Source organism: Nocardioides sp. Kera G14 (assembly GCF_020715565.1).
Lineage (GTDB): Bacteria > Actinomycetota > Actinomycetes > Propionibacteriales > Nocardioidaceae > Nocardioides.
Genome location: NZ_CP085839.1, coordinates 2,174,578 through 2,193,952, shown reverse-complemented (window position 1 = coordinate 2,193,952; position 19,375 = coordinate 2,174,578). Strand labels below are relative to the sequence as shown.

Annotated in this window: 19 protein-coding genes; 13 read left to right on the top strand and 6 right to left on the bottom strand. The window is 69.4% G+C overall.

What is annotated here, in order from left to right; all coding sequences use genetic code 11:
• Nucleotides 1-13 precede the first annotated feature (13 nt).
• Nucleotides 14-724, bottom strand: coding sequence for a L,D-transpeptidase family protein (locus LH076_RS10815; RefSeq protein WP_227780710.1), 711 nt, complete (start codon nucleotides 722-724; stop codon nucleotides 14-16).
• A 182-nt stretch (nucleotides 725-906) separates the two neighbouring features.
• On the opposite strand from LH076_RS10815, the gene rpsO reads away from it, so the two are divergent.
• The 3 genes from rpsO to LH076_RS10800 all read left to right on the top strand — a co-directional run bounded on the left by rpsO (nucleotide 907) and on the right by LH076_RS10800 (nucleotide 4,867).
• A complete protein-coding gene (gene rpsO / locus LH076_RS10810; protein WP_227780709.1) occupies nucleotides 907-1,182 on the top strand; it encodes a 30S ribosomal protein S15 in 276 nt (91 codons plus the stop codon).
• 155 nt (nucleotides 1,183-1,337) lie between these two features.
• Entirely contained in the window at nucleotides 1,338-3,569 is a 2,232-nt protein-coding gene (locus LH076_RS10805; RefSeq protein WP_227780708.1) for a polyribonucleotide nucleotidyltransferase, read from the top strand.
• Nucleotides 3,566-4,867, top strand: a complete 1,302-nt coding sequence (locus LH076_RS10800; RefSeq protein WP_227780707.1) for a M16 family metallopeptidase — start codon at nucleotides 3,566-3,568, stop codon at nucleotides 4,865-4,867. Before LH076_RS10805 ends, LH076_RS10800 begins: the two co-directional genes overlap by 4 nt.
• Before the next feature lie 14 nt (nucleotides 4,868-4,881).
• On the opposite strand, the gene dapB is transcribed toward LH076_RS10800, so the two are convergent.
• Complete coding sequence (gene dapB / locus LH076_RS10795) at nucleotides 4,882-5,625, bottom strand: 4-hydroxy-tetrahydrodipicolinate reductase (protein WP_227783628.1); 744 nt, start codon at nucleotides 5,623-5,625, stop codon at nucleotides 4,882-4,884.
• A gap of 68 nt (nucleotides 5,626-5,693) precedes the next feature.
• Between dapB and LH076_RS10790 the strand changes: the two genes are divergently transcribed.
• Entirely contained in the window at nucleotides 5,694-6,209 is a 516-nt protein-coding gene (locus LH076_RS10790; protein WP_227780705.1) for a class I SAM-dependent methyltransferase, read from the top strand.
• Nucleotides 6,210-6,311: 102 nt separating this feature from the next.
• Here the strand turns inward: LH076_RS10790 and LH076_RS10785 are convergent, their stop codons facing one another.
• Entirely contained in the window at nucleotides 6,312-6,929 is a 618-nt protein-coding gene (locus LH076_RS10785) for a DUF3043 domain-containing protein (protein WP_227780704.1), read from the bottom strand.
• Between the two features lie 135 nt (nucleotides 6,930-7,064).
• Between LH076_RS10785 and LH076_RS10780 the strand changes: the two genes are divergently transcribed.
• The 9 genes from LH076_RS10780 to erpA all read left to right on the top strand — a co-directional run bounded on the left by LH076_RS10780 (nucleotide 7,065) and on the right by erpA (nucleotide 16,635).
• A complete protein-coding gene (locus LH076_RS10780) occupies nucleotides 7,065-8,240 on the top strand; it encodes an efflux RND transporter periplasmic adaptor subunit (protein ID WP_227780703.1) in 1,176 nt (391 codons plus the stop codon).
• A complete protein-coding gene (locus LH076_RS10775; protein WP_227780702.1) occupies nucleotides 8,237-8,944 on the top strand; it encodes an ABC transporter ATP-binding protein in 708 nt (235 codons plus the stop codon). Before LH076_RS10780 ends, LH076_RS10775 begins: the two co-directional genes overlap by 4 nt.
• Nucleotides 8,941-10,170 (top strand): ABC transporter permease, encoded by a 1,230-nt coding sequence (locus tag LH076_RS10770; RefSeq protein ID WP_227780701.1) that lies wholly within the window; start codon nucleotides 8,941-8,943, stop codon nucleotides 10,168-10,170. Before LH076_RS10775 ends, LH076_RS10770 begins: the two co-directional genes overlap by 4 nt.
• A gap of 8 nt (nucleotides 10,171-10,178) precedes the next feature.
• Nucleotides 10,179-11,114: a hypothetical protein gene (locus tag LH076_RS10765; RefSeq protein WP_227780700.1), complete on the top strand. Its 936-nt coding sequence runs from the start codon at nucleotides 10,179-10,181 to the stop codon at nucleotides 11,112-11,114.
• Complete coding sequence (locus LH076_RS10760) at nucleotides 11,111-12,814, top strand: HlyD family efflux transporter periplasmic adaptor subunit (RefSeq protein ID WP_227780699.1); 1,704 nt, start codon at nucleotides 11,111-11,113, stop codon at nucleotides 12,812-12,814. Before LH076_RS10765 ends, LH076_RS10760 begins: the two co-directional genes overlap by 4 nt.
• A gap of 67 nt (nucleotides 12,815-12,881) precedes the next feature.
• Nucleotides 12,882-13,604 carry a response regulator transcription factor gene (locus LH076_RS10755; protein WP_321573698.1) on the top strand — a complete coding sequence of 241 codons (723 nt, stop codon included), beginning with the start codon at nucleotides 12,882-12,884 and terminating at the stop codon, nucleotides 13,602-13,604.
• Nucleotides 13,605-13,611: 7 nt separating this feature from the next.
• Complete coding sequence (locus LH076_RS10750; RefSeq protein ID WP_227780698.1) at nucleotides 13,612-15,033, top strand: sensor histidine kinase; 1,422 nt, start codon at nucleotides 13,612-13,614, stop codon at nucleotides 15,031-15,033.
• The gene (gene nadA, locus LH076_RS10745; RefSeq protein ID WP_227780697.1) at nucleotides 15,030-16,232 is read left to right on the top strand and encodes a quinolinate synthase NadA; all 1,203 of its coding nucleotides are present in this window, start codon (nucleotides 15,030-15,032) and stop codon (nucleotides 16,230-16,232) included. The genes LH076_RS10750 and nadA overlap by 4 nt, the downstream gene beginning before the upstream one ends.
• 49 nt (nucleotides 16,233-16,281) lie before the next feature.
• Nucleotides 16,282-16,635: an iron-sulfur cluster insertion protein ErpA gene (gene erpA, locus LH076_RS10740; RefSeq protein WP_227780696.1), complete on the top strand. Its 354-nt coding sequence runs from the start codon at nucleotides 16,282-16,284 to the stop codon at nucleotides 16,633-16,635.
• Nucleotides 16,636-16,815: 180 nt separating this feature from the next.
• Here the strand turns inward: erpA and LH076_RS10735 are convergent, their stop codons facing one another.
• The 3 genes from LH076_RS10735 to LH076_RS10725 all read right to left on the bottom strand — a co-directional run bounded on the left by LH076_RS10735 (nucleotide 16,816) and on the right by LH076_RS10725 (nucleotide 19,230).
• Nucleotides 16,816-17,010, bottom strand: coding sequence for a hypothetical protein (locus tag LH076_RS10735; RefSeq protein ID WP_227780695.1), 195 nt, complete (start codon nucleotides 17,008-17,010; stop codon nucleotides 16,816-16,818).
• Between the two features lie 91 nt (nucleotides 17,011-17,101).
• Nucleotides 17,102-18,085, bottom strand: a complete 984-nt coding sequence (locus tag LH076_RS10730) for a carbohydrate kinase family protein (RefSeq protein WP_227780694.1) — start codon at nucleotides 18,083-18,085, stop codon at nucleotides 17,102-17,104.
• A gap of 11 nt (nucleotides 18,086-18,096) precedes the next feature.
• Nucleotides 18,097-19,230, bottom strand: a complete 1,134-nt coding sequence (locus tag LH076_RS10725; protein WP_227780692.1) for a cysteine desulfurase family protein — start codon at nucleotides 19,228-19,230, stop codon at nucleotides 18,097-18,099.
• Nucleotides 19,231-19,375 lie beyond the last annotated feature (145 nt).

Genomic DNA, 19,375 nt, shown 5'->3' with positions numbered 1-19,375 from the left:
GCGGCGCGCAGGCTCAGAGCTGCTGGACCACCTTCGGGTGGGCGGCCGGCTTGAGCCACTTCAGCAGCCACTTCATCTGGGCCGGGACGCCCAACTGCGTGCAGCCCTCGGTCGGCTTCCACGCCCGGGCCTTGGACGGCGAGGTGTGGTAGAAGATCCCGCTGCCCTTGCCGGGAACGGGCTTCGGCCCACGGCCGGGGTGCAGACGGAAGTTGTTGTAGCTGGTGATGAAGCCGTAGCGCATCGACGGCCGGTTGCCGGAGCGACGGCCGGGGACCTCGACCCACGAGTTGTAGTTCGGCCCTCCGGTCGGGACGGCCGACGTCGCCTTGCGGCGCTTCCACGGCATCGCGCCCACACGGTGGGACGTGGTGAAGGTGACCGCGATGTCGAAGACACCGACGGGGGAGTGCATGTCACCCTCGCGCTGCTTGCCCCAGCCGCGCGGCGCGATCACCGAGCGCATCTCCCGCACCAGCGTCCATGTCCCGGTGGCGTTCTTCTGCCAGGCCTGCGTCACGGTGCAGTAGATCTGCGTGCACCAGCGGTGCGAGGAGATCGTGCGCACCACCTGGGTCGTGGTCGCCGGCACCTTCGTCGCGAAGGTGGCGACGTCAGCGGCCGGAGTGGCCGCGGTGGCCGAGGGCAGCGGCGCGATTGCGACCAGGGCGACCAGCGCCACGAGCATGGGTCCGAGACGACGTACGACGTGCATGGGCGCCATCCTGCCTGATGGTTCGCACCGGCGGATTGGGTCCGAACGTCGCAGCGCTGATAATCTTCTCCGGTTGCCTGCAGAGGCAGGCGACATGCCGTCGAACGGCCACGGATCAAGAGTGCCCCGGTGAACAGGCCCGGGCGCGCCGTGCAACGAGGCCCAGCAATGGGGGATAAGGAGTCGCCAGTATGTCTATCGGTACTGACGCGGAGACCAAGAAGAAGATCGTCGCCGAGTACGGCAAGTCTGAGGGCGACACCGGCTCGCCCGAGGTGCAGATCGCGCTGCTCTCGCACCGCATCGCGCACCTCACCGAGCACCTCAAGCAGCACAAGCACGACCACCACAGCCGTCGTGGTCTGCTCCTGCTCGTGGGTCAGCGTCGTCGCCTGCTCAACTACCTGCAGAAGTCGGACATCAACCGCTACCGCAGCATCATCGAGCGCCTCGGCCTGCGTCGCTGATCTTCTTGATCGCAGTCTTCGCTTAGTCCGGCACCCCCGGCACCGTCATTCGGTGCCGGGGGTGTCGTGCTTGTAGGCTGGAACGCGATATTCGAGAGTCCAATTCGCGGGCGCAAAAACAGACGAGCGTCCGCCGTAAGAAAAAAGAGAACACTGTGACTGAACCCGTCATCTCTGCCGTCGAGACCGTTCTCGACAACGGCAAGTTCGGCAAGCGCACCGTCAAGTTCGAGACGGGCCTCCTCGCCCGTCAGGCCGCCGGTTCGGTGACCGCCTACCTCGACGACGACACCATGCTGCTGAGCGCCACCACCGTCTCCAAGCAGCCGAAGGACCACTTCGACTTCTTCCCCCTCACGATCGACGTCGAGGAGCGGATGTACGCCGCGGGCAAGATCCCCGGCTCCTTCTTCCGCAGCGAGGGTCGTCCCGGCGAGGACGCCATCCTGGCCTGCCGCCTGATCGACCGCCCGCTGCGCCCGACCTTCAAGAAGGGTCTGCGCAACGAGGTCCAGGTCGTCATCACTGTGATGGCGCTCAACCCCGACCACCCCTACGACGTGCTGGCGATCAACGCCGCGTCGATGTCGACCCAGCTCTCCGGCCTGCCGTTCTCCGGCCCGGTCGGCGGCGTGCGCGTCGCCCTCATCGACGGCCAGTGGGTCGCCTTCCCGACCCACAGCCAGCTCGAGAACGCCGTCTTCGACATGGTCGTCGCCGGCCGCGTCACCGAGACCGGCGACGTCGCCGTCATGATGGTCGAGGCCGAGGCCACCGAGCAGGTCTTCGACCTCATCGCCGGTGGCGCCCAGGCGCCGACCGAGCCCGTCGTCGCCTCCGGCCTCGACGCTGCCAAGCCGTTCATCAAGCAGCTCGTCGAGGCCCAGGCGGAGCTCGCCAAGCAGGCCGCCAAGCCGGTCGCCGAGTTCCCGATCTTCCTCGACTACCAGGACGACGTGTACGCCGCCGTCGAGGCCGCCGTCCTCGCCCCGACCGCCGAGGCGATGACGATCGGTGACAAGCAGGAGCGGGAGGCCAAGCTCGACGAGATCAAGGCCTCCCTGCTCGACCAGATCGGTGGCCAGTTCGAGGGCCGCGAGGGCGAGATCGGTGCGGCTTTCCGCTCGCTCAACAAGAAGGTCGTGCGCGAGCGCGTCCTGCGCGACAAGGTCCGCATCGACGGTCGTGGCCTCTCCGACATCCGTCCGCTGCACGCCGAGGTCGAGGTCGTTCCGCGCGTCCACGGCTCGGCCCTCTTCGAGCGTGGCGAGACCCAGATCCTCGGCGTCACCACTCTCGACATGCTCAAGATGGAGCAGCAGCTCGACACGCTGTCGCCGGAGACCCACCGGCGCTACATGCACAAGTACATCTTCCCGCCGTTCTCCACCGGCGAGACCGGCCGCGTCGGCTCCCCGAAGCGCCGCGAGATCGGTCACGGCGCCCTCGCGCGTCGCGCCCTCCTCCCGGTCATCCCGGACCGCGAGACCTTCCCCTACGCCATCCGCCAGCTTTCCGAGGCCATGGGCTCCAACGGCTCGACCTCGATGGGCTCGGTCTGCGCGTCGACCCTGTCGCTGCTCCAGGCCGGTGTGCCGCTCAAGGCTCCCGTGGCCGGCATCGCCATGGGTCTCATCTCCGGCGAGGTCGACGGCGAGACGACGTACGTCGCGCTGACCGACATCCTCGGTGCCGAGGACGCCTTCGGTGACATGGACTTCAAGGTCGCCGGCACGCCGGAGTTCGTCACGGCCCTCCAGCTCGACACCAAGCTGGACGGCATCCCGGCCGAGGTCCTCGCCGCCGCGCTCAACCAGGCCAAGGACGCCCGCGCGGCGATCCTCGAGGTCATGAACGAGGCCATCAGCGGCCCGGAGGAGATGTCGGCCCACGCGCCGCGCATCATCTCCGTCAAGGTCCCCGTGGACAAGATCGGCGAGGTCATCGGCCCGAAGGGCAAGGTGATCAACCAGATCCAGGAGGACACCGGCGCCACGATCTCGATCGAGGACGACGGCACCGTCTACATCGGCGCCACCAACGGCGACGCTGCCGAGGCTGCGCGTGCCGCGGTCAACGCGATCGCCAACCCGACGATGCCGGAGATCGGCGAGAAGTACCTCGGCACCGTCGTGAAGACCACCAACTTCGGTGCCTTCGTCTCCCTGCTTCCGGGCAAGGACGGCCTGCTCCACATCACCAAGCTGCGGGCCCTCAACGACGGCAAGCGCGTGGAGTCCGTGGACGACGTCGTCGAGGTCGGCCAGAAGATCCAGGTCGAGATCGTCGAGATCGACGACCGCGGCAAGCTCTCCCTGGCCCCCGTGGTCGAGGAGGCCGAGGGTGCCGCGGCACCCGCCGAGGCTGAGGGTTCGACCGAAGAGTGAGTGACGCGGTCAGCACCCCGGGTGCCGTGACCGCCGAGTTGTCGCCGGGCGTGCGCCGGACCACTCTCCCCAGCGGCCTTCGGGTCGTCACGGAGGAGATGGCCGGCGTGCGCTCGGCTGCTGTCGGGGTCTGGGTGGGCGTCGGCTCGCGCGACGAGTCGACGACAGTCGACGGAAGCAGCCTGCACGGCTGCTCCCACTTCCTCGAGCACCTGCTCTTCAAGGGCACGCCGACGCGGTCCGCGCTGGAGATCTCCCTCGCCCTCGACGAGGTCGGCGGGGAGTTCAACGCCTACACCGCCAAGGAGTACACGGTCTTCCACGCGCGGGTCCTCGACGAGGACCTGCCGATGGCGATCGACGTGCTCGGCGACATGATCACGTCCTCATTGCTGACGGCGGAGGACGTCGAGGCCGAGCGTGAGGTGATCCTCGACGAGATCGCCATGCACGACGACGACCCCGACGACGTGGTGCACAACCTCTTCGCCGCCCAGGCGTGGGGTGCCGAGACGCCGCTGGGCCGCGGCATCGCAGGCACCGTTGAGTCGATCACGGCGTTGAGCCGTGAGCAGATCTTCCAGTTCTACCGCGACCACTACCGGTCCGACGCGATGGTCGTCGCGGTGGCGGGCAACCTGCGCCATGACGACGTCGTCGCCCAGGTGGCCGCGGCCTTCGGCGCCGGCGGCTTCCTCGACGGTACGTCGACCCCGCAGCTGTGCCGTGCCGGCGACCCGGTCGCGGTGCAGCCCGGCGAGGTCCGCGTGCGCAAGCCGTTCGAGCAGGTCAACCTCGTGCTCGGCATGGAGGGCCTGCCGCGTGACGACGATCGCCGCTTCGCGCTGTCGATCGTGACCACGGCACTCGGTGGGGGCACCTCGTCGCGCCTCTTCCAGGAGATCCGTGAGCGGCGCGGCCTGGCCTACTCCGTCTACTCCTTCGCCTCATCCCACGCGGAGACGGGTCTCGTCGGCGTCGCCCTGGGCTGCCTCCCGGCGAAGGTGGACGAGTCGCTGGCTGTCGTACGCGAGGAGCTGCGGCGGCTGGCGGCTGACGGCATCACCGAGGCGGAGCTGGCGATGTGCAAGGGCCAGCTGCGCGGGGGACTGGTGCTCGGCCTCGAGGACTCCGCCTCGCGGATGTCGCGCCTCGGCAAGGCCGAGCTGACCCACGCCGAGACCCTCTCGATCGACGACGTCCTGGACCGGATCCAGGCCGTCACGCTCGAGGACTGCCGCGCCATCACCGCCGAAGTCTTCTCGAAGCCGGAGCTGTTGGCCGTCGTCGCCCCCTGACCCCGAATCCGGGGTCAGAGCGTCAGGAAGTGTTCCAGCCCCACGGTGAGGCCGGGGTTGGCGCGTACGCCGGCGATGCCGGCGAGGACTCCCGGGACGAAGCCTGAGCGGTCCATCGAGTCGTGCCGGATCGTGAGGGTCTCGCCCTGGCCTCCGAGGACGACCTCCTGGTGGGCAACCATCCCGCGGATCCGCAGCGCATGGACGTGGATGCCGTCCACGACGGCACCGCGCGCGCCCTCGAGCTCCTGAGCCGTCGCGTCCGGCACGGCGCCCAGTCCCGCCTCGGCACGTGCTGCCGCGACGAGTTCGGCCGTACGCCGGGCGGTCCCGCTCGGTGCGTCGGCCTTGGTCGGGTGATGGAGTTCGACGATCTCCACGGACTCGAAGTGCGGCGCGGCCAGCGCGGCGAAGCGCATCATGAGGAGAGCGCCGAGGGAGAAGTTCGGCGCGATCACGACGCCGACCTCCGGACGGTCGGCGAGCTGGTCGCGAAGCGTCGCCAAGCGCGTGTCGTCGAATCCCGTCGTACCGACGACGGCATGGATGCCGTGACTGATCGCGAAGTCGAGGTTGGCCATCACGGCGTCGGGGTTGGTGACGTCGACGACGACGTCGGCGCCTGCGTCCACGACGGACTGGAGCGGGTCGGAGCTGCCGACCTCGGCCACGACCTCGACGACGTCGGAGGCCTTCAATCCGGTCACGATCGCGGTCCCGAGCTTGCCGTGGGCACCGAGGACAGCGACCTTCGGGATGAGCTTCGTCACGGCTGCGACCCTACCGGTCCCACCACCACTACTCCCGATCTGGCAGGCTTGCCCACATGCCGGTGCAGACAATCCCCGCGAGGATCCGTTGGGCGGTGGACTTCATGGATGTCCGCCCCACCGACCACATCCTCGAAGTCGGCTGTGGACCGGGTGCCGGGGCGGAGCTGATCTGCAGTCGGCTCGAGACCGGCAAGCTCTTCGCGATCGACCGCTCCGAGTCCGGCGTGGACCGCACCAAGCGTCGCTGCCAGAAGTACGTCGAGGCGGGCCGGCTCACCGTGCGCCAGATCGACCTCGCCACGCTGCGCGTGCCGGTGAAGCGGCTGCACAAGGTCTTCGCCTTCAACGTGAACCTCTTCTGGGTCCGTGAGGCGACCGAGGAGATCGCGCTCCTGCACGAGCGCCTCCTGCCCGGTGGCTCCGTCTTCCTCTTCTACGAATCCACGCACCGCGAGCAGATCCCGACCATCGTCGAGAACGCGTCACGTCAGCTGCAGAAGGCCGGCTTCCGCGTGTCGATCGTCGACCAGAAGGTGCCCGCGGTCATCGGCATCGTCGCCAAGAAGTGACCTCGGCGGAGCGTCCGTGGCGTTGTCGTCGCTCGCCGGCCGCTTCGCGTCCAGGCCGGCTTCGCTCCTCCGCCTTGCGGCCGCACGCGCCGAGGCCCCTTCTTATCGATACGAGTCGGGGAGCTGCTGCCCCATCCGGACCTGCGGCTTGGGCATGCGCAGAAAGCGCATCTGCAGGGTGCGGACGCAGGCGTAGTAGGTGAGGCCACGACGGTTGACGTCGGGCCAGCGCTTGATCAGCTGGCGGCGCAGGCCGAGGCTGATGATCACGAGGTTGCCTGCGGTCGCGACGAGCAGGAGCAGCATGAACATGTTCGCGAAGACGGCGAGCTGGCCGCGGCCACCGACGGCGCCGATGATCAGCGTGACCACCAGCAGCGGCAGGATCAGTTCGGCAACGGTGAATCGTGAGTCGACGTAGTCGCGCACGAACCGACGCACTGGCCCCTTGTCCCGGGCGGGCAGGTAGCGCTCGTCGCCGGTCTTCATCGCCTCGCGCATCTTGGCGCTGGACTCGAAGCGTCGTGCCCGCTCGGCAGCTGCGGCCTCCTTGCGCGTGCGCGGCGTACGGACCTTCGCCAGGCGTGCCGCCTCGGCCTCCTTGCGCGTCGGAGTGGGACGGCCCTTGCCGCCGGCCGACCCTGCCTTGGGCATGATCGAGGTCTCGCCACCGGTCGGCGAGGTCTCGGTGGGAGCAGGGGCGGACTTGCGACCAAACACGGGTGACCTCTTCAGGCGATCAAGGTTTCGAAACGACGCCTCAGCCTACCCGCCGCCCGCCCGTGAGCTGCCTTCACAGACGGATCTCAGCATGCGGCCTCGGGCTTTCTCAGATGCCGTCGAGAGAGTCCTCCCGTGCAACGGATATCGAAGAAGTGGCTGGCCGCGGCCCTCGTGGTCGTGGTGGCAGCTGGCGCAGGCCTCTGGTGGTGGCTCCGTCCCGATGACAGTACGTCGACCACGGCTGCCACGACAGTGACGGTGTCTTCTCAGACGGTCAAGCAGACCGTCTCGGCCACGGGCACCGTCGAGCCGCTCAAGTCGGCGGACCTCGACTTCGACGTCTCCGGCACCGTGACCGCGGTCCTGGTGAGCGAGGGCGACAAGGTCGTGAAGGGCCAGGCCCTCGCCGAAGTCGATGACACTTCCCTCACCGCGGCGAAGACCGCGTCCGCTGCACAGCTGAGCGCGGCGAAGACCCAGCTCTCCACCGACGTGTCCGACGACGAGTCCGCGGTGCAGATCGCCTCCGACAAGGCGGCGATCGTCTCGGCCCAGGATAGCTACGACTCCGCGGTCGCCGCGGTGAAGGACGCCGTCCTGCGTGCCACCATCGGCGGCACCGTGACCTCCGTGGGCGTCGAGGTCGGCGACACCGTGGGTTCCTCCGGAGGGTCGGAATCGACCAGCTCCAGCGGTACGAGCACGGCAGCGAGCACCACGTCCACATCGGCGGTATCGATCGTCACGAACGGCACCTGGCTGGTCGACGCGACCGTCGCCAGCTCCGACGTAGACACGGTGAAGAAGGGCCTGCAGGCCGAGATCACCGTGACCGGTGTGAGCGACACTATCTACGGCACCGTCCAGTCCGTCGGGCTGGTCGCGGAGACCAGCAGCAGTGGCGCCGCGGTCTTCCCGGTCGAGATCAAGGTCACCGGCAAGCGCACAGACCTCTTCGGCGGCACCAGTGCGACGGCGTCCATCATCGTCAAGCAGACTTCCGACGTCATCACGGTGGCGAGCAACGCGCTCAAGACCAGCGGCGACGAGACCTACGTGATGAAGGTCGTCGGCGGCAAGGCCGTCAAGCAGGTCGTCACCATCGGTGACACCTACGGTGCGTCCACGGTGGTCACCAAGGGCCTGGCCTCGGGTGACAAGGTGCAGATTCCCGGCTTCACCCGGAACGCGTCCAGCGGGTCGTCGGGCGGGAGCGGCTCCAGTCAGAGTGGCGATCTCGGCGGCAACTTCGGTGGCGGCACGCCGCCGACCGGGGGCTTCGGCGGCGGCTTCGGCGGCGGCCAGTGAGCGCCGCGCCTGAGGCAGTCGTCTCACTCTCCGGCGTACGGAAGACGTATCACACCGGTGCGATCGAGTTTGAGGCCCTGCGCGGCATCAACACCGACATCGCCGAGGGCGAGTACGTCGCTGTCATCGGCCCATCGGGTTCCGGCAAGTCGACCCTGATGAACCTGCTGGGCTGTCTCGACACGCCCACCGAGGGCATCTACCGCCTCGGCGGAGAGGACGTCTCCACGATGTCCGAGACTCAGCTCGCCCACGTTCGCAACCGGCGGATCGGGTTCGTGTTCCAGCAGTTCCACCTGCTGACCAGCCTTCCCGCCTGGCGCAACGTCGAGCTTCCCCTGATGTACGCCGGCGTGCCCCGCGGTGAGCGGCGAGAGCGGTGTGTCGCGGCCTTGGAGAAGGTGGGCCTGGGGGACCGTGTCGCCAACCGGCCCGGTCAGTTGTCGGGTGGTCAGCAGCAGCGTGTGGCGATCGCCCGCGCCTTGGTGACCGAGCCCGACATCATCCTCGCCGACGAGCCGACCGGAAACCTCGACTCCGCATCGACCGAGGCCGTCCTCGGCCTGCTCGACGAGCTGCACGAATCCGGACGCACCATCGTCCTGATCACCCACGAGCACGAGGTGGCCGCCCGTGCGAGCCGCAACCTCGTGATCCGTGACGGCCTCATCACCGACGACCTTCTGGTGGGGGCAACGGCATGAACTGGCTCGAAACCTTCCGGACCGCGGCCGACGCGATCCGGGCTCACCGGCTGCGCAGCGTTCTCACGATGCTCGGCATCGTCATCGGCATCTCCTCGGTGATCCTCACCGTCGGTTTGGGCCAGGGCGCCCAGGACAAGGTGAAGGACCAGATCAGCGCGCTGGGCTCCAACCTGCTGATCGTCAGTCCCGGGTCGACGACGTCGAGCACCGGAACCCGCGGCGGCTTCGGGTCGGCGACGACCCTCACGCTGGCCGACGCCGACGCGATCGCCGACGCGATCGCCGTGCCCGACGCCAAGCAGGTCGCGCCGGTGGCGACCGGCAGCGCTTCTCTGACGGCGGGCGAGACCAACTGGACCTCCTCGCTGGTCGGTACGACCGCGGCGTGGCTCGAGGTGCGCGCCCGCACCGTCTCGTCGGGTCGCTTCTTCACCAGCTCCGAGGTCAGCTCGGGCGCGAACGTCGTCGTGCTCGGCACCGACACAGCGAGCGAGCTCTTCTCCGGCCCGGTCAGCCCGGTCGGTCAGACCGTCCAGATCGACGGCTCTGAGCTCACCGTCATCGGAGTGCTCGACAGCAGCGGCGCTTCCTCCTCGGGCACCAGTGAGGACGACATCGCAGTGATGCCGCTCTCGACCGAGAAGCGCCTCACCGGTTCGACCTCGGCCAGTGTCTCGACGATCTACGTCGAAGGCCGGAGCCAAGACACGCTCAGCGGTGCGTACCAGGAGATCGACGCCCTGTTGCTCAACAGTCACGGTGTCACGGCGTCGAGCGCGGACTTCTCCATCTCCTCGCAGGCCTCCTTGGTCACGACCGCGAACTCCACCAACAAGACGATGACGGTGCTGCTGGCCGGCATCGCGGCGATCTCGCTGCTCGTCGGGGGCATTGGAGTCATGAACATCATGCTGGTCTCGGTCACCGAGCGGATCCGGGAGATCGGACTGCGCAAGGCACTCGGCGCCACACCCTCGGTGATCCGGCGGCAGTTCCTGGTGGAGGCCTCGATGCTCGGCCTCCTGGGCGGCCTGATCGGAGTCCTGATCGGCTACGTCGGGTCCTGGGTCCTCCCCGGACTGATCGATCAGCCCGTGTCCCTCTCCCTGCTGGCGACGTGTGCCGCACTCGGCACCTCGCTGGCCCTCGGCATCGGCTTCGGGGTCTACCCCGCGAGTCGAGCCGCACGCCTCACCCCCATCGACGCCCTCCGAAGCGAATAGGAATCACCATGTCATCACTGTCCAGCACCCCCGCCGCACGCGCGCCGCGCCTCGCCTTCGCCGGTCTCGCCGTCGTCTCCCTCGGCCTTTTCGCCGCGTGCGGTGGCGGGTCTGACACCACCGCCACCTCGGGCTCCACCTCGCAGGCGGCGGGAGGCAGTACGTCGACCGACCAGTCCAGCAACGGCCAGGGCGGTGGATTCCCCGGAGTCAGCGGCCTCGTCGCCGACGTCTCCGGCACCACGGCCCAGGTCCAGAGCCAGACCGACGGCCAGGTGGCCGTCAGCTGGAGCACGTCCACGACGTTCACGGCCGAGGTCGCCACGAAGCTCGCTGCGGTCAAGGTCGGCTCCTGCGTCTCGGTCACACCGGCCGACTCCTCGTCCTCAAGCACGGACACCACCACGGTCGCCGCGGGGACGGTGCGGATCACCGCTGCCGCCTCGGACGGCACCTGCAGCCGCGGCGGCATGGGGGCAGGCGCCGGTGGCGGCTCCGGCCAGCGCCCGAGCGGCGCGCCGAGCGACATGCCCAGCAACATGCCGAGCGGGGCCCCCGGCGGCGCCGGGGGCAGCAGCGGTGGGGGCGGCTTCGGCACGTTCGGCACCGTGACCGCGGTCTCGGCCAGCGGCTTCACCGTCGAGGCCACACAGCTCGCGGGGCCCGGCAGCTCGAGCAGCACGGACACCTCGGCCACGCCGACCACCTCGTCCGTCACCGTGACGGTCGACAGTTCCACGACATACACGACGACCAAGACCGCCGCCGCGTCGGCGGTCAAGACCGGCGTCTGCGTGACGGCCACCGGCGAGGCCGATGACACCGGTGCCATCGCCGCCACGAAGATCGCCGTCAGCCAGGCCGTGGACGGCGCCTGCACGAGCGGCTTCGGTGGTCGAGGTGCCGGCACGGGTCAGAGCGCCTCCACCGGGAGCGGTTCGTGAAGCTTCGCCGCATCGGCGCCGCGACGGGCGCCGCCGTGATCCTCGCGGGCGCGGGGTGGGGGGTGCACAGCGCCACCGCCGATGCCGCGCCCAGCTACCGGCTCGCCGCCGCCACCACGGGTGACGTCGAGAAGGTGTTGGCCCTCTCCGGCACGCTGGAGCGCACGTCGTCGGCCGATCTCTCCTTCACCACCTCCGGGACCATCTCCGCGCTTCCGATCTCGATCGGTGCGAAGGTCAAGAAGGGCCAGGTGCTGGCGCGCCTCGACACCACCGACCTCAGGGCGGCGGTGACCCAGGCGGAGGCAAAGGTGGCGTCGACGAAGGCGCAGCTCGCCTCCGACAAGCAGGCCCAGGTCGACGCTGCTGAAGCGGAGGCCGAGGCCGCCGCAGCAACGGCGAAGGCGAAGAGGCAGGCCAAGGCCGCGGCTGCGAAGGAGAAGCAGGCCGAGGCCAAGGCCGCGGCCGAGGCCAAGGCGCAGGCGGCCGAGGCCACGGCCCAGGCGGCTGCCGCAGCCGCGAAGGCCAAGCAGGCGGCGCAGCAGCTCGCGGCGCTGCAGGAGGACGTCACTGACGCGCAGACATCGGCGACCGATGCTCTCGACGATGCGAAGAGCGCCTTGGCCGCCCAGGCCGCTGCCTGTGCTGCCGACCCGACCGCCCAGAGCTGCTCCGATGCCCTGGCCGACGTGCAGGATGCGCAACAGAAGGCCCTCGACGCGCAAGAGACCTTGCAGAAGGCGCTCTCAGCTCTCGGTCAGAATCTTTCCAGCTCCTCCAGCTCCTCCAGTTCTTCCTCCGGTTCCTCCAGCTCCTCCAGCGGATCGACGGGCGGTACGTCCGGCGGGTCCACGTCCGGTGGCGCAAGCGCCACCAGCGGCTCCTCCTCCGCGAGCGGCTCGAGCTCCGGTTCCACCAGCGGCTCCTCCACTGGCGCCTCCCGCACGGTCACTGCTGCCGACCTGGCCAACGACCAGGCCTCGATCGATGAGGCTGAGGCCGACCTGGTCAGCGCCCAGCAGGATCTTGAGGGCGCCGTCCTCACCGCGCCCTTCGGCGGCACGATCGCCTCGCTCAGTGCGGCGAAGGGCGACAGCGCCACGGCCGGTACCGCGATCGGCGTCCTGCTCGGCTCCGGCGAGACGACCGTCGACGTCTCGGTCAGCGCGACCCAGGCGGCTCAGCTGAAGGTCGGCCAGAAGGCCGAGGTGACACCCGCCGGCGCCGACAAGGCCCTGACCGCGGAGGTCACCCGCGTCAGCCACGTCGCGGCGAGCTCTTCGAGTTCGTCCAGTTCCACGAGCTCGTCGGACTCCACGACGTACCCGGTCGTCCTCACCCTCGCCGACAGCAGCGTCAAGCTGCCCAACGGCACCACCGCCTCGGTGCAGATCGCCACCGGTGCCTCGACCGGCGTGCTCACCGTCCCGACGAGCGCGGTCTCCAACGGCTCGGTGCTCGTCGTGAAGGACGGCACAGCGACCCGCACCCGCGTGACCACGGGCGTGGTCGGCAGCACCCGTACCGAGGTCACCGACGGTCTGAAGAAGGGCGATGAGGTCGTCCTCGCAGACCTCGACGAGGAGTTGCCGACCAGCAGCACCAGCTCGACGAACACCCGCGGCTTCGGCGCCAGCGGTTTCGGCGGCACCGGTGGCGCGAGCTTCGGAGGCACCGGTGGCCCGCCCGGACGGGGCTGACCGCCGCGCCGCCGGCGACACAGAGGAGGCACAGAGGACTCACAGACAACGGGTTCAGGATTGGAGCGTGGCTGAGAGCACCCTGACCCGAAGTGACGGCTCGCCCCTCCGGGTGCTGGTGGTGGACGACGAGATCAACATCGCCGAGCTCGTCTCGATGGCCCTGCGGTTCGAGGGCTGGGAGGTGCAGGCCGCGCATACCGGCACGGACGCCGTGAACACGGCGCGGCAGTTCGGCCCGGACGCTGTCGTCCTCGACATGATGCTGCCCGACTTCGACGGCATGGAGGTCCTCCGGCGCCTCCGGGCGATCGACACCGACCTGCCCGTCGTCTTCCTCACCGCGAAGGATGCCGTCGAGGACCGCGTCGCCGGGCTCACCGCCGGGGGAGACGACTACGTCACCAAGCCCTTCTCGCTGGAGGAGGTCGTGGCGCGGCTGCGGGGCCTGATGCGTCGTGCCGGCGCCTACCGGACCCAGACCTCGGCGGTCCTCACGGTGGGCGATCTCGTCCTCGACGAGGACAGTCACGAGGTCTTCCGCGGCGAGGATGCCATCACCCTGACGGCCACGGAGTTCGAGCTGCTGCGCTACCTGATGCGCAACCCGCGCCGCGTGCTCTCCAAGGCCCAGATCCTCGACCGCGTCTGGAACTACGACTTCGGTGGCCAGGCCAACGTGGTCGAGCTCTACATCTCCTACCTGCGGAAGAAGATCGACGTCGGCCGGGACCCGATGATCCACACCCTGCGCGGATCGGGATACGTGCTCAAGCCTGCCGTATCGTGACGGGCCCATGAAGCTGACGCTGACCACGCGCCTGATCGTCACGGCGATCGTCCTCGTGGTCGCGGTCTCCGGCCTCGTGGCCGTCCTGACCACGGTGGCGATGAAGAGCTACCTGACCTCCCGGCTGGACCAGGACGTACGCCGGTCGGTGCGGATCTTCGCCGCGCAGGCCGATCCCTCGCAGCCCAGCGGCCCCGGTTTCGGCGGGCGCTACCAGGCGCCCGGCACGCTCAACGCCGTGGTGGCCGACGGCCTCCACGCCGGCCAGATCCTGGGGGACACGCCCGGGGCGGGCACGTCGGTGCCGTCGTCGGTGCTGACCGCTCTGGGCAAGCTCCCCGTCGACGACGAGATCCACGACGTCCTCGTCCCCGGCGAAGGATCCTTCCGGGTCGGCGTCCATCCGGTCCGGCTCTCCACCGCAGAGGGAGGCGTCGATGAGGGTGTGCTCGTCAGCGGCCTTCCGACCTCGGCCGTCGACGCCTCGGTCCGGTCGCTGATCCGGTGGGAGATCGCCCTCCTCCTGCTCGGCGTCCTTGCAGCGGGATCGACCGGCTTCGTCGTCGTACGTCGACAGCTCCGTCCTCTGCGCGACGTGGCGGCCACCGCGCACGCGGTCGCCGACATCCCCCTCGCCCAGGGTGAGATCGGGCCCCTCGAGCGCGTCCCCGAGGCGCTGACCGACGAGCGCACCGAGGTCGGCCAGGTCGGCGCGGCGCTCAACATCCTGCTCGAGCACGTCGAGAGCTCGCTGGCCGATCGGTACCGCAGCGAGCAGCGGGTCCGTCAGTTCGTCGCCGACGCCTCGCACGAGCTGCGCACGCCGCTGACCACGATCCGCGGTTACACCGAGCTCGCCCGCGCCCGTCCGGAGGCGGTGGAGACCGCACTGGCCAAGGTCGAGGAGGAGTCGGGCCGGATGACCACCCTCGTCGAGGACCTGCTGCTGCTCGCGCGCCTGGACTCCGGGCGACCGCTGGAGCGCAACCCGGTGGACCTCACCCGGCTCACGATCGAGGCGGTCGCCGACGCCCAGGTCCTCGCTCCGACCCACGCCTGGATCGTCAGTGCGCCCGATGAGCCGGTCGAGGTCATCGGTGACGAGATGCGGCTCCACCAGGTCCTCACCAACCTGCTCACCAATGCCCGTCGCTACACCCCGCCCGGCACGGCCGTCACGGTCTCGGTCAGGGAGGACGGGTTCACGGTCCACGACAACGGTCCCGGCTTCCCGGAGGGCATGGACCCGTTCGAGCGCTTCGCCCGCGGCGACACGTCCCGCCATCACGACGCCGAGACGGGTGCCGGCCTCGGCCTCGCTCTGGTCAAGGCGATCGTCACGGCGCACGGCGGCACCGTGACGCTCACGTCCCAACCGGGGGACACGATCGTGGGGATCACGCTCCCGAGAACTACGATTCAGCCATGACGACTGTCGATCTTCCGCTGCTGCCGCTCGGGCGTGGCGTCGATCTCACCTCCGAGCGTGGTGTCGAGTGCCCCGGCGACCTGCCGGCCGCCTCGGACCCGACGCTCGTCGAGCGCGCGCGTGCCGCGAAGGCCGCCCTGGGTGACCGCGTCTTCGTGCTCGGCCACCACTACCAGCGCGACGAGGTGATCCAGTTCGCGGACGTCACCGGCGACTCCTTCAAGCTCGCGCGCGACGCGGCCGCCCGTCCCGACGCCGAGTTCATCGTCTTCTGCGGTGTGCACTTCATGGCGGAGTCTGCCGACATCCTCACCGCACCCGAGCAGAAGGTCGTGCTGCCAGACCTCGCCGCCGGCTGCTCGATGGCCGACATGGCCCGGCTCGTCCAGGTTGAGAAGGCGTGGGCCGCGCTCGAGGAGGCGGGCATCGCCGAGAAGGTCATCCCGGTTACCTACATGAACTCCAGCGCCGACATCAAGGCCTTCTGCGGCAAGCACGGCGGTGTCGTCTGTACGTCGTCCAACGCACAGACGGTCCTCGAGTGGGCCCTCGCGGAGAAGGGGGGCGTCGAGAACGGCGCCAAGGTCCTCTTCCTCCCCGACCAGCACCTCGGCCGCAACACCGCCGTCCTCAAGCTCGGCATCCCGCTGGAGCGGAGCGTCCTCTGGAACCCCCTCGCCGAGGGTGGCGGCCTGACCCGTGAGCAGCTCGAGGACGCCACGATGATCCTGTGGAAGGGGCACTGCTCCGTCCACGGCCGCTTCAGTGCCGACACCATCGACGAGCTGCGCGAGCAGATCCCTGGGCTCAACGTGATCGTGCACCCCGAGTGCCAGCACGAGGTCGTGCTCAAGGCCGACCTCGTCGGCTCCACCGAGTTCATCATGAACACGATCGAGCAGGCTCCGGCCGGCTCGGCCTGGGCGATCGGCACCGAGCTCAACCTGGTGCAGCGTCTGGCCAAGGCCCACCCGGACAAGCGGATCGTCTTCCTCGACAAGAACGTCTGCTACTGCTCGACGATGAACCGGATCGACCTGCCCCACCTCGTGTGGGCGCTCGAGTCGCTCGTCGAGGGCGTCGTGCCGAACGTGATCGAGGTCGACCCCGAGACGGAGCACTACGCGAAGCTCGCGCTCGAGCGGATGCTCGACCTGCCTGGGGGAATAACTCCTCCCGTGTCACACTTGAACCCTTGAGACAGACCTGTTCAGCCCAGCCACACCCGCACCCACGAGGGAGCCAGCAATGACGGACACCACGTTCGAGCACCGCACGGACAGCATCAACATCAGCCGTGAGGCCGCCGCCAAGGTCAAGAGCCTGCTCGAGCAGGAGGGCCGCGACGACCTTGCGCTCCGCATCTCCGTCCAGCCCGGTGGCTGCTCGGGCCTGCGCTACCAGCTCTTCTTCGACGAGCGCACGCTCGACGGCGACGTCACCACCGACTTCGACGGCGTCAACGTCGTTGTCGACCGGATGAGCACCCCCTACCTCAACGGCGCGACGATCGACTTCGTCGACACCATCGAGAAGCAGGGCTTCACGATCGACAACCCGAACGCCACGGGTTCCTGCGCCTGCGGCGACAGCTTCCACTGATTCCTGCACGCTGACGGGGGCCACTTCGTTCAGACCCCTCCGGCGTTGTCGTCGGTCGGCGGCCGCTTCGCCCCAAGGCCGCCTTCCCTCTCCGCCTTGGAGTCGCACGCGTCAGCGCACAGGAATACGCAAAGAACCCCCGGTCAGTTGGCCGGGGGTTCTTGCATGTCGAAGGGAAGGTCACTCCAGGTCGTACGACACGGTGCGCGCGAGGCCCGAGAGCTCCTCGAAGCGGTGCTCGGGGGCGACGGGCGGGACGGGCGTCCGCGGGGTGGGAACGGTCAGGTGCGCCTCGGCGGCGCGGCAGTCTGCGGTGTACTCGGCCGGGGTGGACATGTCCTCCCAGGCGGTCCGGGCAAGCGTCGAAGCAGTCATGTCTTCGACGCTAGGCATTACCGACCGGTAGACCTACCAGTACCCCGCAGTAACACTCGCGGGTAACGGAAAATCTTTCGCCGAGCTCGGCTCAGGCGAGGAACGGTCGCACCTCGGCGGCCGCGTCGTCGCCGTACGAACCCTCGAGGCGGGTCAGGAACGACTGGTTCGTGAAGTGGTACTCCTGCGTGCCGACCGTCTCGACGACGTACGCCGCCAGCGTGCACCCGACCTGCGCGGCCCGCTCGAGGGAGAGGCCCCACGTGATCGCGGCGAGGAAGGCGGAGCGGAACGCGTCGCCCACTCCGGTCGGCTCGACGGCCTTGACGCCCTGGCAGGCCGGGACGGTGATCGTCTCGATCCCGTTGCCGGTGATCCGGACGCCGTCAGCGCCGAGCGTGGTGACCTGGTAGCCGACCCGGTCGAGGACCTCGTCGGCGCTCCAGCCGGTCTTGGAGGTGATCAGGTCGGCCTCGTACTCGTTGGAGAAGAGGATGGCGGCACCGTCGACGAGCTTGCGGATCAGGTCGCCGTCACCGAAGGCGAGCTGCTGGCTCGGGTCGGCGATGAACCGGTAGCCGCGCTGGCGGCATTCGTCGGTGTGGCGCAGCATGCCTTCGGGGTCGTCGGCGCCGATCAGGACGTACGACGGCTCGCCGACGGCCTTGACGATGGGCTCGATCTCGATCTGCCGCGCCTCGCTCATCGCGCCGGGGTAGAAGGACGCGATCTGCGCCATCGTCGGGTCGGTCGTGCAGACGAACCGAGCGGTGTGACGGGTCTCCGAGACGTGCACGTGGTCGCAGTTGACGCCGTGGCGCACCAGCCACGAGCGATAGTCGGCGAAGTCCTCGCCGACCGCGGCGACCAGGATCGGCGCGAGGCCGAGCTTGCCGAGGCCGTAGGCGATGTTGGCCGCGACGCCGCCGCGACGGATCTCCAAGTCGTCGACGAGGAAGCTCAGCGAGATCTTGTCGAGCTTGTCCGCGACGATCGAGTCGGCGAACTTCCCGCCCGTGAAGGTCATCAGGTGGTCGGTGGCGACAGATCCGGCGATCAGCAGAGGTGCAGGCACGGGAGGTGACCCTACTGCGCGGCCGGTCCGGCGCGAAGATCTGCGACGACGCGGGGGAGCGCGTCGAGGAGGCGCTCCACGTCCGCGCGCGTGGTCTCCCGGGTGAGGGAGAGCCGCAGGTTGCCGTGCGTGAGCGCGTCGAGTGCGCCGAGCGCACTGAGGACCGAGCTCGGCTCGAGGGTCGAGGCGGCACACGCGGAGCCGCTCGCCACCCCGAAGCCCTCCTTGTCCAGCGCCGTGACGACGGCCTCGCCGTCGAGCCGCTCGAAGGCGAAGGTGACCAGGTGGGGGAGCCGGTCCACGGGGTCACCGAGCACCTCGACCCCGTCGATCTGTCCCACTCGCGAGCGGACGAGGTCGATGAGCGCACTCTGCTGTGCGTTCGTCTCCTCGCGCTCGGCGACGACGGCCTGGAGCGCGGCAGCGGCTGCGAGAGCCGCGGGAACGTTCTCGAAGCCGGAGCCGCGCTCGTCGATCCGGTCATCGCCGGGGAACGGGCTCTCCCACGCGACTCCCCGACGGACGAGGAGGATGCCGACGCCGGGGGGACCGCCCCACTTGTGGGCGCTGCCCGCGGCCGCGTCCCAGCCCCGTGGGAGTGGAAGGCGCCCCATCGACGCACACGCGTCCACGAAGAACGGGACGCTGGGATCGACCGCGGCGCGGACCTCTGCGATCGGCTGGAGCGTCCCCACCTCATGATTCGCCGTCTGTACGCCGACCACCGCCGCTTCGGCCGCACGCCGGCCCACACGCGCCGGATCCACCCGTCCGACGTGGTCGACCGCCACGACGGACGGATCACCCCACCAGTGCGCCGCGTGGAAGACCGACTGGTGCTCGACCGCGGTGTGCACGATCTGACGTCCGGCGCGGCGCTCGCGCGCCCGCGCCAGGCCGAGGAGCCCGCGGTGGACGGCGCCGGTGCCCGACGCAGTGAAGGTCACCTCGTCGCGTCGGACCCCGAGCGATTCGGCGACCGCCTCGCGGGCGTTGTCCAGGAGCAGGCGGGCGTCACGGCCGGGTCCGTGGAGCCGTCGCGGGTCGGCGTACCCACGCTCGTAGGCGGCCATCAGGACGTCCCGTGCGGCGGGGTGCAGCGGCTCGGAGGAGGCCGAGTCGAGATACACGGGGGGAGGGGCCACCAGGCAAGCGTATTCGGCCTGGAACCGGGCCCCCGGTGGGTGAAGGGGAGGGCGGGTTCCGCTAGGGTGCGAGTCGTGGAATCGTCTGCTGTGCGCCTCAGGAGCCGACGCTGGTTGGCAGGGTCTTCCCTGCTCGGCGTTGCCG